Consider the following 12,255-nt stretch of genomic DNA (forward strand, 5'->3'; position numbering starts at 1 on the left):
GCCGCTACGAACGCAAGGCCGAGCACTTCCTCGCCTTCACCAGCATCGCCTGCACCCTCATCTGCTACCGCAGACTATCCAAATGAGATGGCGTCTTAGCCCGAGGAGGCCCTGCATCGACGGGGACACGACGGGCCCCACTGGATTACGTCCGGCGGGGCTCGCTCTGCCCTTCCTGATTCGCCTTGGGCGCCCGTCGGGGCCTGCTCACCACAGGGTCACCTGCTGGGCTGATGAGCCGGATGCCGGAGGTGCCGTGGCCCGCTGGTCCCCAAGGCCGAGCTCACAGCTCCTGCCGCGGTCGGCCCCCGGGTACGACTACCCGCGAGCCATCAGGGCACTTCGGCAGGTGACGCCGTGCATAGACCATTCGCCAGAGGGACAGGCCGAGTGGAACACCTGATGCCGGGCAGGGGCCCGGTAGGTGCTGGCCAGGAGTGCGTGGTGACGTCTCCTGACAGATCACGGGGAGACAATGTGGCTGATCCTTTGGTCGAGATGGCCTGAATGTCCTGATGACAGCGCGGAAGCGGACGGATGAGGGTGGGGCCGTGCTGGCGCTGGCGTGTGTGCCCACCCCATTGCGACGCATCCTGCAGATGACCGGAACGGACCAGGTCCTGCCCATCTACGACACGGTCACTGACGCCGAAGCCGCACTGGGCGGCTGAGCACTGGGGCGGAGCGGGTGTGACCGGGGTCAGGACCAGGCAGCTCGGCAGGGGCGGTGGCAGCGAGTTCTACCAGGGCACGGACGCGGAGGCCCGATTCCGCAGGGTGCCGCAACGGCTGGTCGAGGTAAAGGGTGTACCGGTTGCGCCGTCCGGCCCGGTGCCGCTGCAGATAGCCGGCCTGTTCGAGGTCGGCGACGATGGCCTGGGCGGTTCGTTCGGTGATCTGGCAGCAGACGGCGATGGTCCGCAGTCGTGCGCTGGGGTCCCGGGCGATGGCCAGCAGGACTCTGGCGTGGTTTGTCAAAAACGTCGACCGCCCATCCTGTTGGCGATTCATCGTGCTCAGACTGCCCTTCTCTGCCCAGAGACCCACGCATACACGGTAAGGAATGCCGGAGATCGTTATCCCCATGAGTGACGGGACCCGGAGCAAGGAGCGGAGCGACGGCAAGAGTGGCTTGCACGGTTTTGCCGCCGCGTGGGTCCGGGATGACCACGAGCTCTTCTGCCAAGTGGTTCACCAGAAGGAGCCCGCGCCCGGATTCGGCGTCAGGGGCTGGTGTCCGAGCCTGGGGTTGGATGAAGCCGTCGTCGTGGACCTGCACGGTGAGCCGGCTGCCGGACAAATGGAGGAAAACGCGACCCTGACCGGTCCCGTGCCGAGCAGCATTGGCCACCAGCTCCGACACCACCAGGTTGGCTTGCCCATACCCTCAGCCGAGCACTGGTGCCTGGAACTCTGGAGGAAGGCAGTGGCCAGTCGGCGGGCGCGGCTTGCGGACGACAGGTGAAGGGACAGGGCTTACTCGACGCGTGCAGCAGGCCACCGGGCGATGCGGGACGCGTACATGGCGGATCACACTCCCTCCCTGGTGGCGATGCCAAAGCAGGGCAAAGCCAGTTGAGGGGCTTGGCCGTCTTCATAGTGCTGCCGGCCACCCGTGTTGTAATCAACGGCCCAGACCGGGGCGCATGGGCACCTTCAGTACGCCGGGGCGTGCGCGGAGACAGCGTGGAGGGCATCCGACTGGCGCCCGCCCGCAGCGGATCGCTCACTGCGCGGAGGCGCCTCCGGTCTCAGGAACTCGGCAAGGCGAGACCAGAGTGTCACTGGGCGTACAGGGGTGAGGGGCCAGCGACTCGCGCGGGACGCAGCGTCCGCTTCTGACCTGAACGTCCGTCTGCCCAAGGCGCCAAAGGCACACTTATGCTCGCTGCCGCCCAGGGCACCCGATGCCCTGCTGACGCGCGTCGGCGCCCACCGGAGTACGGCAACGTGGCGCAGACGCGCGGCGGCATCCGAGTAGTCTCGTTCCGTCTCATTTGGGACGCCGGTGGCGGGCGGGCGTGACGGGAATTGAGCAGTCACTCCTCGTGGAAACTCATCGCCACCGTCAGTCCCAAGAGGACGGCGGGCAAGGGCAACGGGATCACCGTTGCGGTTGGGCCAGGCGTCAAACCATCATCCCGGCAGGAGTGCGGGCGGCGTCCAGGACTTCGGTCAGCGGCAGTCCCAGGGCTGTGGCGATCTCGGCCAGCTCTTGCTCAGTGGGAGGAACGGGGCCCCGGGCGCCATCTTGCGCAAACACCTTGATGCGTGGGGTTCGAATACCGGTGCGGCTCGCGAGAGTCTCCGCCGACAGGTGACGGCGGCGCATAGCTACTTGTAGAAGTTCTCCGAGGTCGGCCATGCAGGGCACCTGCCCCGGTCAGCCGCCGTCATACATGGGGACACTTTTTTGCAGTGGCGGGGCCAACTCTCCGTGCCGCATTGCCGCGTACACATTCGCGAAGGATTCCCCGCCGGGACAGTCGCACCGCAACTGATCAGCTTGGCCGACGCAGTGGGCACCATCTGCGGCAACGAGTTCCGCCACCTGGCCGGGGTAGATCTGCTCGGCGCCACGGAAGCAGTTGCCGTTCTGGAACACATCCCCCCATTACCGTCTTCGTAGCCGCGCAACGGTGCGCTTGGCCTTTGGAGTTGGCATGCCAGCGAGGCCCGTCCAGCAGGTACCGTCCCAGTTCGCACAGCAAACCCCAGGGAAGCCCGCTCGCCGCCGGCCCCATCGCCCTCGACGCCTACGTCCCGACCGGTCTCAACACTGCCCCCGGCCGTCCGGTGATGCCTTCGAGGAAGACGTGCTCGGCTTCGCCGATCTCGTGGACCGGCTGAGCCAGCACGATCGGGTTCAGCTCTCATGCGATCATCGTAACTTTCCTGCCCTCCAGGAGCCGGCTCCGCCTATGACTCACGGGCGTCTACAGAACGAAACATCCGTAAGCGCCACGCGCCTGGGAAGACTTGTTTTCGTCCCGCCGTGCGCGGTTACCCGCCTGGCATGGCAGGCACACCGGAGTCAGACGAGCACCGAAACGAACCCGGCTGTCGCAACGGCACCGATCACGTCGGGGAGCGCACGAACGCAGAACCCGACGATCGCCAGGGAGTGGACAGCGTTGGGCCGGGTCCGGCGGTGGAGCGCAATGCTCCCGACGAACCGACTTCCATGCCGAAGCAGTCGTGGTGGACAGTGCTGAAGCGCACGGTGAAAGAGTTCAAGGACGATGAGCTCGCCGACCGGGCTGCGGCACTCACCTACTACGGGGTCCTCTCGCTGTTTCCTGCTCTGCTCATACTGGTGTCCCTGCTGGGGATCGCGGGTAAGTCCGCCACCCAACAGGTGATGGACAACCTCCAAAACCTCGCCCCCGGCCCGGCCCGGGACATCATTTCCAACGCCGTGCAGCAACTGCAGGGCAAGGGGGGCACCGGTTCGCTCATGGCGATCGTGGGTCTGGTGCTGGCGGTGTGGTCGGCATCCGGTTACATTGCGGCGTTCATCCGGACGTCCAACGCCGTCTATGACATGCCCGAAGGCCGCCCCGCGTGGAAGATTCTGCCGCTGCGGCTGGTGCTGACGGTGGTCCTGATGGTGCTGGCGGTCGGCAGCGCGCTGATCGTGGTGTTCACCGGGCCCCTCGCCCAGCGGACCGGCAGCGCGCTCGGCGTCGGGGACACTGCCATGACGGTATGGTCGATCGCCAAGTGGCCGGTTCTGGTCTTGCTGGTCACGATGATGATCGCGATCCTTTACTGGGCAGCGCCCAACGCCAGGGGCCGTGGGTTCAGGTGGGTGACACCGGGCAGCTTGCTGGCGCTGCTGCTGTGGATGGTCGCCTCCGCCGGTTTCGCCTTGTACGTGGCCAACTTCGCGTCGTACAACAAGACGTACGGCACCCTGGCAGGCGTCATCATCTTCCTGGTGTGGCTGTGGATCACCAACCTCGCGGTTCTTCTCGGCCTGGAATTCGACGCGGAGATGGTACGCCAGCGCGCCATCGACGGAGGCCACCCCGAGGCCGAGGAACCGTACGTCGAGCCGCGCGACACCGCCAAATGGACCGAGGAGGACCGTCGGCGCCTCGACCGAGCCTGAGAACACAGCCGTGCCTGTCCGACCGGTTCAGTAAGTGAAGGCAGGCCCTCTGGTGCATGAGCGAGACGGCGAGGGGAACCTGCCGTACATGATCGACCTGGCTGATCTCAAAGAAGGCGATCGTCGCCTGACCCGTCGCATGGCGCTGTGGACAGCGCCCCTGGCGCGACAGGTGCTGCCTGCGGTGGAGTCGGCGGCCGAACGCACCAAGCTGTGGTGGGCCGCGGCGGCGGCCATGGCCGCCGCGGGCGGTTACCCGGAGAGAAAGGCCGCGGTCGCGGGACTGGCCAGTATGGGCATGGCGGAGCTGGCGTCCAACGCGGTGTGCAAGGAGCTTTACGAGCGGCGCAGGCCGCCCAAGGAGCTGATCCCTCATGAGGGAGTTCACGACCGGCCGGACAGTTCTTCCTTTCCCTCGGGGCACACCGCCGCCGCCGTCGGTTTCACCGCTGCCGTCGTCGCGGTCTGCCCAGCATGGGGCGTCGCCTGCGCTGTTCCAGCGGTAGCGGTAGCGGTCGAGCGGGTGCACTCGGGGGCTCACTATCCCAGCGACGTGGCCGCTGGCGCCGTCATAGGGCTGACCAGCGCCCGGCTGACCCGCCGACTACCCAGGTTGCTGCTGCGCCGCCTGCTGTGAGATGCCGATCGTGAGAGGCGGGTGGGATGGCTCGTTCTGCTGGGGATACACGCTGCGGTGCTGCGGTGACAGGACCAGGACAAACTCGGAGGTACAGGCGATAGCAACGCGCTATTGGGTCCTGCGTCAGCCTGGCAAGGGGTACCATTTCGTGCTGATCGTGACGAACGGACAGGTCGTCGCCACCAGCGAGCACTACGAAAGCCACCGTGCCCGCCTGAACGGCACCGGCTCGGTCAAGCGCAACGCCGGAGCCCCACACAGGACGTCCCGGTGGTGAGAGCAAGCGGAGTTGAGCACAATCAAATGCAGCCCCTTGTTAGGGTAGAGACCAGAAAAGGCGGCGGCGTTCCTTGCGTTGCAGGCCCTCGTGGTCATGGCAATCGCCGCGCTGGTCCTGGTACTGCCGGTGTGGGCGTCGGTGCCGATCGTGTGCGGCGTGCGCGTGGTGATCGCCGCGGTCCTGGCCCTGACCGGCAAGAAACAGGTCGCCCACGCCGCTCCGCCCACAACCGTGAGAGCGATCGACAGCATTAAGGCCGACGTGGCCGAGATCAAGGACGAAGCGGCCGAGGCCCTGCGGGTGGCACAGGACAAGCTTCCCGACCCGGTAGCCGAGAAGGCCAGTCAGGCAAAGGAACCGATCACCCGCGCCGCAGCGACGGTGGCCAGCAAGCTCCGGGAAAAGACATCCCAGGTCCTCAGCAACAGGGCCAGTCAGGTCACGCAGGCCGCGCGCCAGCGGCGCGGACCCTTGCTGCTGGCGGCCGCAGATGTGGCCCTGATCCTGGTCAAGAAGCGCTGCGGCAGGAGCCGCCGATAAACCCTCCAAGATCGCCTACACGCCCGCGGGTCTGACCCGCGGCGAGCAGTCATCTTGGGTTCCCAGCAAAGCAATTGACACCTGCTACCGGCCTACGGCCAACCTGCACCGCCGTCAACCCACACGACCACCGGATTCAACGAACTGCCGGTAAACGCACGCAACCACGGGTGGGGCGGTGGTGAAGGGGCGTTTGTCCCGCAGCATGGCCCACAGGACGTCGACTCTGCGGCGGGCCAGGGACAGGACCGCCTGGGTGTGGACGAGGCCCTCGGCGCGCTTCTTCCTGTAGGACTCCTGCGAGGGACCTGGCATCCGCATGGCCGTCTGAGCGGACATGTAGAAGACCCAGCGCAATCGCCGGTTGTAGTGCTTCGGACGGTGCATGTTGCCGCTCTTGCGGCCCGAGTCGCGCGGCACTGGTGCAAGGCCCGCATGGGCCGCCAGGTGGCCAGCATCTCTGTGACGGGACATGTCGCCGACGATGGCCAGCAGTTCGGCGCCGAGGATCGGGCCCATACCGGGCATGGACTCGATGATTTCGGCGCGTTCGTCGGTGCGGAACAGGGCGGTGATGTCCTTGTCGTTCGTCTTGATCCGCTCGTCCAGCTCCAGGATCTGATGGGCAAGCTCCCGGGCCAGCTTGGCCGCGCGGGGCTCTCCGGGCAGGACCGTGTGCTGCGAAGCGGCGGCTTGCACGGCGATCTTGGCGAAGTCCTCCACATTGCGCACTTGGCGGCGGGCCAGCCATGCCGTCAGTCTTTTGACGCCGATACGCCGCAGCGATGCTGGCGTCTGGTAGCCGGTCAGCAGGATCAGGGCGGGCCGCTTGGAGTAGTCGAACGCGGCCTCCAGGGCGGGGCAGATGCCGACGAGGACGTCTCGCAGCCGGTTGATCATGCGTACCTGGTCGGCGATGAGATCTCGGCGGTAGCCGATGAGGAGCTGAAGCTCGCACGTCATCTCCACCGAGGGCTCGACTGGCCGGAAGTCCTGCCGCATCCGTGCGAGGTCGGCGATGATCCGGGCGTCCTTCGGTCAGTCTTGCCCTCACCGCGGTAGGCGCCTGACATGCGGTTCACCGTCTTGCCGGGGATGTAGACTACCGGCTGTCCATGCGCGAGCAGGAGGACCAGCGACGGGCTGGACGTGCGGCTGGAGATGTCCACTGCCCAGCGGACCTCGTCCGCGATCGCTAATGCTGCGGCGATCAGGGCCAGGATCGCTTCCTCGTCGTTCAGGACCTTCCGCGACAGGAGCCGGTCGCCCTCGCCGTCGATCACCGCCGCCCAGTGGTGACCCTTGCCGGCATCGATGCCGACCCAGATTCGCTGATGTTTTGTGCTCAACGTACGTCCTCAAGTCGTGTGACCTGCACCTTTGTGGTCCGAGGAACACCCCGCCGTCGAAGCCTTAATCAGCGATGGGGCGCATCTCTCAATCAGCAGTCAGAGCGTCCAAGGGACCGGGCGGCCATGCCCCGGGGCCGACGTCCGGGGGCAGCCGGGGACGGGTGTGACGGCCGCCGTGAAGCAATCGGCTCGCGTTAGGCTCGGCTATACGATCGAGGCTGTTGCCTGACGACGCCTGGTAGGGAGAGGCAGTGGCCGCACTAGTGCAGGAGCAGCACCTTGAGGTGTTCGTGGACGACTTCGTCTTCACGTTTCAGGAGTCGCGCGACGCAGAACTGGATCTGGAGTTTCCAGATGGCATTGACGCTGACGTGTTCCTGAACGCGTTTCCGGGCCGGGTGGATGTGTCCAGTGCTGGGCATATCCATACCGTCGTGGTGTCGGCGCAGGTCTGGGACGGGCCCCCGCCTGTTGAAGATCCTTCTGCGTGGGATGTGCGGGACGAAGCGCCATTTGAGTCCGTGAGCGGCGATGTCGCGGTGTGGACACCGACCATGGGGCGCACGGACGATCTGATTGCACTCGGCCAGCAGGGGGCGTGGCGGGTGCGGGTGCACTGCGCGGGCCGTGCGGAAGCAGCTGCGTTGCGAGACTCGGCGGAGGCTGTCGTCGGCGTGGAACGCTTTTTGGTGCAGTTCTTCCCCAACTAGACAGAATGCAGGGATGGGCGACGTATGCCGACCATCCCTGCATCACTACGACGTGATCTTTACGATAAATCCGTCGTCTTCTGTGTCTGCGAGCATCCTGTTTTTCGCGTAGAAGCCCTTCAGTAGAAGTCCGGCGTCACGATTGTGCTCCTTCAGGACGGGCTTCGAAGAGAAGTTGAACTTGATTGCATCCCCGTCGTAATCGGGCTCGGCAGCTCCTTCCAGGGTCGACCGGAAGGGGTACTCGTCGCACTCTTTCTTGCCACCCTCTGTGTAGTTGGGGCCCCAATGACGCTTGCATTGGGCGATGGCTGCGCGTCCGTTTGCTTCGTTTCGACCTGTATCACGCGTCCGGTGCAATGGTGCGCTGGGCTTCTGCCCAGGTACTTTCTTTCTCGACATATACGGTTTGGTGTCTTGCGGGTTGAGGAACGCCTGTCGGATGTGCTTTGCGACCTGCTGTTCGGCTGCCCCGTCCTTGGCGCTGTAGGTGAGTGGGACGGTGTAGCTGAAGGTTGCGGCTCCGCGCCGTTCAGGATTACCGGTGGAGTTGGCCAGGTAGCTGGCGGCTTCCCAGCGCGGTGCGGACATGGTCATCTTCATGCTGAGGGGAGGCGCGAGTGTCCACGGCGTGGGCGGCTTCAGAGTGACAGTGGGCTGATAGACCGCAAAAATCGAGTCGAGACGACCGCTTCCCTGGCCGGCCTTAGCGGTGACAGTGTGCGTGAATGCCTTCTTGCGCCTGGCCTCCTCGAAGGTCTTGGTGCCCGGCATGGTGCCGCTGTACGTGTAGCGGGCGCCGGACGGCCAGCTCTGAGTCACCTTCGGCTTCACTGTGATCTTGAGCGCTTTGGCGGGTATTCGCCCACCGTATCCCATTTCGCTGAAGTGGTACTTGTAGTCGATCTTCCGGCTGTTCTTCGCTATCGTGCCCACCACGCGTATGTTGAACGCGCTCTGCCCCTTCACGCGGCCTCTGATTTTCCATGTCTGGATGAAGGAGTTACCGGTGCACACCGCGAACCGGGACTTGACGTAAACGGTGCCGTTCCCGATACCTTTACGGCACTCATCAAGCGTCATTTTCCGTGACGGTTCCGGGTAGACGGCGCTCCTCGCCGTCCTGGTCCCACTCGGTGCCGTTGAGGGCATTACGGACGCCGCTGGCGAGGAAGTTCCAGAGGGCGTCCGGCTGATCGTCCCGTAAGTGGCAGCGGGGCCAACCGTTTCCGCCGCGGTGAGGGGCGCCGATTCCACGTTCAGGGCAGCCTGTTGCAGCCTCTTCAGACCTTCCTCGGTCTGGAGCTGGTCGAGGGTGGGGCGCGGGGCGCCGAGAGGCAGCATGTAAGTCTGCAGGACCCCGTCAGGCTCGGTATCGGCGAGGGCGGGTGCAGCGGCGGGCAGAACTGTCACGGCTAACGCTGCTGCCAGCACTGCGCGGCATGGTGTGCTCAACCATGGTCTTCTCATCCGTTGCTCTCCTGATTGATCGACTATGCCCGGCATGCCTGGGCGGCTACGCAAGATTTACCGGACGATGTGGGGGCGCGGGGCAACGCGCGACGAAGATGGCTCGATGTATCGCTAACTGGCCAGCTTTGCAGGCGTGCATAGAGGCTGGGGTGCAGACGAGACCCCGCCGCGACGGCCTTCCGTTTATTCTTAGTGATTGGCGATTTAATCCGCTACGACGCGCACGCCATACCCGAGCACCGCAGATCGACCGGACTTGCTTCGGCGACTTCCCCGTGGCTGTGAAGTGGCTTGCGCTACGGTCGGGAGTGTGGAGACCACTGCGAAGCTGGCGATACTGATTGACGCCGACAACGCCAAGCCCGCGGCAGCACAAGAGTTGCTGGCGGAAGTTGCCAAGTTCGGGACCGCCCACGTCAAACACGCCTACGGCGACTGGACAGGGACACGGCTGAAGGGCTGGAAGGAGTAATTGCTGACCCAGTCAATCCAGCCGATGCAGCAGTTCGCCTACGCCACCGGAAAGAACGCCATCGACTCCGCGATGGTCATCGACATCCATGGACCTGTTGTACTCGGGTCGTTTACCGGTAGTTCGTTGATTGGCCGTAGGCCGGTAGCGGGTGTCAATTGCTTTGCTGGGAGCCCAAGATGGCTGCTCGCCGCCCGTGCCCGCCTGCGCCGGGGCCGTTGGAGGAGTACGCGACCCGGTTCGACGACCTCTTCTTCAGCCTGGCTCAGCGGCGGGGGTTTCGTGAGTATCTGGCCGGGCTGCTGGCGCCGCGGGAGCGGAACAAGACGGTCACGTGCCTGGCAGGGTCCGAGCCGGTGGCCGCCGCGCTCGCGGTCCGCGGGAAGGAAGTGGCTTTTCCTGCCGGGCGGTGGCCGCCGACTGCGCCTGCTCCGTCAGCGACGACTGGTATTTCGCACTGCTCGAGGCCGGCCTGGCCTACGTGGTCGTGCTCAAGCCGCACCGCGGTACCTGGGCTCGGGCCGACCAGCCGCACACCCCCTCGAGGCCGCGCGGGCCCTGACCTGTCGTGATGCCAGACATCCAGGCGACTGGACGCCCGTGGGGCGGCACTTTTGCGAAGGGCACAGTGAGACCTGGTGCGCCGCCGATGCCCGCCTGGGCGGCTACAGAGGATGGGCCCGCCTCGAAGCCGGGCGAACTCGGCCAGTTCGCGGGTTTCCGCTTCGTCACGTACGACCGGCACAAGGCTGTCGTTGAGCTGGTGAGCCGCTTCTCCGACAGTTCCCTCCAACTGTCCACCGCACCCGTTCGGTGACGAGATGGGGACTGCGATTGAAGTTTTCTTACAGGCACGTGCGCCCGGCGGGCAGCCAGCAGGCTGGCGTCCGGTCTACGGCACCAGGGACCCGCACCTGGTGCCCCCGCTCCGTCCCGCGTCCGCCGTAGACTGCTCGTGCTGCCGGGGCCCAGCATCCGCCTCAGCCTGACCGCCGTTGAAAACCTCACCGCTCGATAGCGCGGTATGGAGGGCTCGATGGCCACCTTGCTGGCCAGCCGGTAAGGGGGCAGGCCGGGGCCGGTCAATGCGCAGGACGGCGGCGGCCGACCGTCAGCTCACGTCCGCGCCGCCGACGCCGCGCGGCACCATCGCGGCGCCGACGAGTACATCGGGGCCAAGGCCGCCCGCGCGCCGGCCGCTGGCAGCGTGCGGCGGGTGAGCCGCTACGCATCATCCGGCGAGCAGGGTATGCCGGCTGCCCGGCCGGAGCAGGACCTCGCGGCCGTGCTTCTCGGCGACGGTCAGACCGTGCTCCCAGATCGGCAGCCGGGACTCGCGCATGCTGAATCGCGTGAGTCCCGGCCCTTCGTCAGCGGGAGCAGATCGCTGTGATGAGCGTGAAGGAAGCGAAGAAGGGTCCCTCAGAGAGCGAGGTGAACCACCGACGGCCGCGTGCTTCGTCGATGTGACCGTCCTGGATGGCTTGTTCATGTTGCGGCCGAGTCCCAGCGTGCGATCCGCGTCCTCGAAGTGGAGGAAGACCGGCGTCGTGGCCCTTACGGTCTCGATGACGAAGCCTGTCTGCTCCGCGTGACGGGCCAGGCGGCGGCCGATGGTGGCGTAACGGACCACTTCCGAGGTGGTGTATCGCGTGAACGCGCGGCTTGTGTCGAGATCTTCCGAGTCGACAACCAGGGTGTCCGAGTCCGGCTCCGCCAGTCCGATGCGTGCTCCTGGCCGCGTGGCCAGGTGGAGTTATGCCAGCACGCTGGTCGGCTCGGTGACATGCATGAGAACCCGGTCGATCCTGGCCCGGTCCACCGTGCCGGGCTCGACGGGGAGGGCGTGGGCGTCTGCTTCGCGGATCTGGACTGCGGGCAGGTCGCTGGTGCGTCGGCGGGCCTCGGCCAGCATGGCCGGGTCACGGTCGACGCCAATTACTGTGCCGCTCACGCCGACGCGCCCTGCCAGCGTCGGCAGGTCTGTGCCCGGGCCGCAGCCCACGTCGAGCGCGGTCTGGCCTGGCTGGACGTCCATCAGCTCCATCAACTCCTGCTTGTAGCCGCAGCCAGCGGCGCTGGCTGCGGCTTGCAGCATGTAGTCAGCCGGGTCAGGCCGAGGTGCGCCAAAGGTTGTTGACATGGCAGAAAGTGAAACACGGTCCATGTTCCTGTCGAACACGGATGTCGCGGTGCCGTCGGTGCAACTCGTCGGCGAGTTCAGTACCAGGCTAACCAGCGACGCTTCCTAGGAACGCAGTAGCGTCACACACATGGAACTCTTCGCATTCTTCGGCCCGCCCGCGATCACGCTCCTACTCTTCGTCATCGCAGTGTTCCCATACGCGCTGTGGGTGACCAGGAAGAAGCCCACACGGACGGCCCGCCTGGCCGTGGTCGGAAGCGCAGCAGCCCTCGCCGCTTACGGTGCCGGCACCTTCTACGGTCTCGCCTACACACACCCCCTCGGCCTCTGCGCAGCGAAGACCGCAAGTGGCGACTACGTGGACGCCGGGCGGGACTACAGCCTGACGTCAGCGACCATCCACCACTTCCCTCCATCCGTTACCTGCCATTGGAGCAGCGGACACACCACCAACGACGTGTCGTTCTGGACCACGCCTCTGCTCTACACAGGGCTGGCCTGCGCCACCGTCTGCTTCACCCTGATACT

At 65.7% G+C, this 12,255-nt stretch carries 11 protein-coding genes and 6 pseudogenes; 11 read left to right on the plus strand and 6 right to left on the minus strand.

Features of this window, described 5'->3' with window-relative positions:
* Both IG78_RS48875 and IG78_RS52965 read left to right on the plus strand, forming a co-directional pair.
* A pseudogene (locus tag IG78_RS48875) lies at window positions 1-86 on the plus strand (IS5/IS1182 family transposase); the annotation flags it as partial.
* Between the two features lie 429 nt (window positions 87-515).
* The gene (locus tag IG78_RS52965; protein ID WP_404827844.1) at window positions 516-671 is read left to right on the plus strand and encodes an STAS domain-containing protein; all 156 of its coding nucleotides are present in this window, start codon (window positions 516-518) and stop codon (window positions 669-671) included.
* On the opposite strand, the gene IG78_RS47165 is transcribed toward IG78_RS52965, so the two are convergent.
* The 3 genes and pseudogenes from IG78_RS47165 to IG78_RS47175 form a co-directional block, all read right to left on the minus strand.
* Window positions 640-1,011 carry a helix-turn-helix transcriptional regulator gene (locus IG78_RS47165; protein ID WP_078965952.1) on the minus strand — a complete coding sequence of 124 codons (372 nt, stop codon included), beginning with the start codon at window positions 1,009-1,011 and terminating at the stop codon, window positions 640-642. The two genes, IG78_RS52965 and IG78_RS47165, sit on opposite strands and share 32 nt — an antisense overlap.
* 166 nt (window positions 1,012-1,177) lie before the next feature.
* Window positions 1,178-1,366, minus strand: a pseudogene (locus IG78_RS52970) (ATP-binding protein); the annotation flags it as partial.
* A 762-nt stretch (window positions 1,367-2,128) separates the two neighbouring features.
* On the minus strand, window positions 2,129-2,365 hold the full coding sequence (locus IG78_RS47175) for a helix-turn-helix domain-containing protein (protein ID WP_078965950.1): 237 nt from the start codon (window positions 2,363-2,365) through the stop codon (window positions 2,129-2,131).
* 651 nt (window positions 2,366-3,016) lie between these two features.
* Here IG78_RS47175 and IG78_RS0139800 point away from each other — a divergent pair.
* The 4 genes and pseudogenes from IG78_RS0139800 to IG78_RS45045 all read left to right on the plus strand — a co-directional run.
* Window positions 3,017-4,114 (plus strand): YihY/virulence factor BrkB family protein, encoded by a 1,098-nt coding sequence (locus IG78_RS0139800; RefSeq protein WP_030574213.1) that lies wholly within the window; start codon window positions 3,017-3,019, stop codon window positions 4,112-4,114.
* 88 nt (window positions 4,115-4,202) lie between these two features.
* A complete protein-coding gene (locus tag IG78_RS0139805; RefSeq protein WP_030574216.1) occupies window positions 4,203-4,751 on the plus strand; it encodes a phosphatase PAP2 family protein in 549 nt (182 codons plus the stop codon).
* Between the two features lies 1 nt (window position 4,752).
* A complete protein-coding gene (locus IG78_RS52355) occupies window positions 4,753-5,031 on the plus strand; it encodes a YegP family protein (protein ID WP_078965951.1) in 279 nt (92 codons plus the stop codon).
* 75 nt (window positions 5,032-5,106) lie between these two features.
* Window positions 5,107-5,574, plus strand: a pseudogene (locus IG78_RS45045) (phage holin family protein); the annotation flags it as partial.
* A 114-nt stretch (window positions 5,575-5,688) separates the two neighbouring features.
* On the opposite strand, the pseudogene IG78_RS43445 reads toward IG78_RS45045, so the two are convergent.
* Window positions 5,689-6,923: pseudogene (locus IG78_RS43445) on the minus strand (IS110 family RNA-guided transposase).
* A 254-nt stretch (window positions 6,924-7,177) separates the two neighbouring features.
* On the opposite strand from IG78_RS43445, the gene IG78_RS0139830 reads away from it, so the two are divergent.
* Complete coding sequence (locus IG78_RS0139830) at window positions 7,178-7,636, plus strand: hypothetical protein (protein ID WP_030574222.1); 459 nt, start codon at window positions 7,178-7,180, stop codon at window positions 7,634-7,636.
* Window positions 7,637-7,681: 45 nt separating this feature from the next.
* On the opposite strand, the gene IG78_RS52015 is transcribed toward IG78_RS0139830, so the two are convergent.
* Entirely contained in the window at window positions 7,682-8,719 is a 1,038-nt protein-coding gene (locus IG78_RS52015; protein ID WP_225882418.1) for a NucA/NucB deoxyribonuclease domain-containing protein, read from the minus strand.
* Between the two features lie 700 nt (window positions 8,720-9,419).
* On the opposite strand from IG78_RS52015, the gene IG78_RS43450 reads away from it, so the two are divergent.
* The 3 genes and pseudogenes from IG78_RS43450 to IG78_RS50415 all read left to right on the plus strand — a co-directional run bounded on the left by IG78_RS43450 (window position 9,420) and on the right by IG78_RS50415 (window position 10,398).
* Complete coding sequence (locus IG78_RS43450; RefSeq protein ID WP_199813368.1) at window positions 9,420-9,581, plus strand: NYN domain-containing protein; 162 nt, start codon at window positions 9,420-9,422, stop codon at window positions 9,579-9,581.
* A gap of 179 nt (window positions 9,582-9,760) precedes the next feature.
* Window positions 9,761-10,268 (plus strand): annotated as a pseudogene (locus IG78_RS52975) (hypothetical protein); the annotation flags it as partial.
* The gene (locus IG78_RS50415) at window positions 10,231-10,398 is read left to right on the plus strand and encodes a DUF8175 domain-containg protein (protein WP_169749750.1); all 168 of its coding nucleotides are present in this window, start codon (window positions 10,231-10,233) and stop codon (window positions 10,396-10,398) included. The pseudogene IG78_RS52975 and the gene IG78_RS50415, both read left to right, overlap by 38 nt.
* A 939-nt stretch (window positions 10,399-11,337) precedes the next feature.
* Here the strand turns inward: IG78_RS50415 and IG78_RS52020 are convergent.
* A complete protein-coding gene (locus IG78_RS52020; RefSeq protein WP_225882419.1) occupies window positions 11,338-11,763 on the minus strand; it encodes a methyltransferase domain-containing protein in 426 nt (141 codons plus the stop codon).
* 91 nt (window positions 11,764-11,854) lie between these two features.
* Between IG78_RS52020 and IG78_RS0139870 the strand changes: the two are divergent.
* Window positions 11,855-12,255, plus strand: a pseudogene (locus tag IG78_RS0139870) (hypothetical protein); the annotation flags it as partial.

Origin of the sequence: Streptomyces aureocirculatus (assembly GCF_000720475.1) — a bacterium.
In the GTDB taxonomy this organism is placed as follows: domain Bacteria; phylum Actinomycetota; class Actinomycetes; order Streptomycetales; family Streptomycetaceae; genus Streptomyces; species Streptomyces aureocirculatus.

What these genes read in the sequence shown, in the direction of transcription:
- IG78_RS0139805 (WP_030574216.1), top strand. Translation starts at nt 4,203, where the DNA reads ATGATCGACCTGGCTGATCTCAAAGAAGGCGATCGTCGCCTGACCCGT.
- IG78_RS52015 (WP_225882418.1), bottom strand. Translation starts at nt 8,719, where the DNA reads ATGACGCTTGATGAGTGCCGTAAAGGTATCGGGAACGGCACCGTTTAC.
- IG78_RS52965 (WP_404827844.1), top strand. Translation starts at nt 516, where the DNA reads ATGACAGCGCGGAAGCGGACGGATGAGGGTGGGGCCGTGCTGGCGCTG.
- IG78_RS47175 (WP_078965950.1), bottom strand. Translation starts at nt 2,365, where the DNA reads ATGGCCGACCTCGGAGAACTTCTACAAGTAGCTATGCGCCGCCGTCAC.
- IG78_RS47165 (WP_078965952.1), bottom strand. Translation starts at nt 1,011, where the DNA reads ATGAATCGCCAACAGGATGGGCGGTCGACGTTTTTGACAAACCACGCC.
- IG78_RS52355 (WP_078965951.1), top strand. Translation starts at nt 4,753, where the DNA reads ATGCCGATCGTGAGAGGCGGGTGGGATGGCTCGTTCTGCTGGGGATAC.
- IG78_RS0139800 (WP_030574213.1), top strand. Translation starts at nt 3,017, where the DNA reads ATGGCAGGCACACCGGAGTCAGACGAGCACCGAAACGAACCCGGCTGT.
- IG78_RS50415 (WP_169749750.1), top strand. Translation starts at nt 10,231, where the DNA reads ATGCCCGCCTGGGCGGCTACAGAGGATGGGCCCGCCTCGAAGCCGGGC.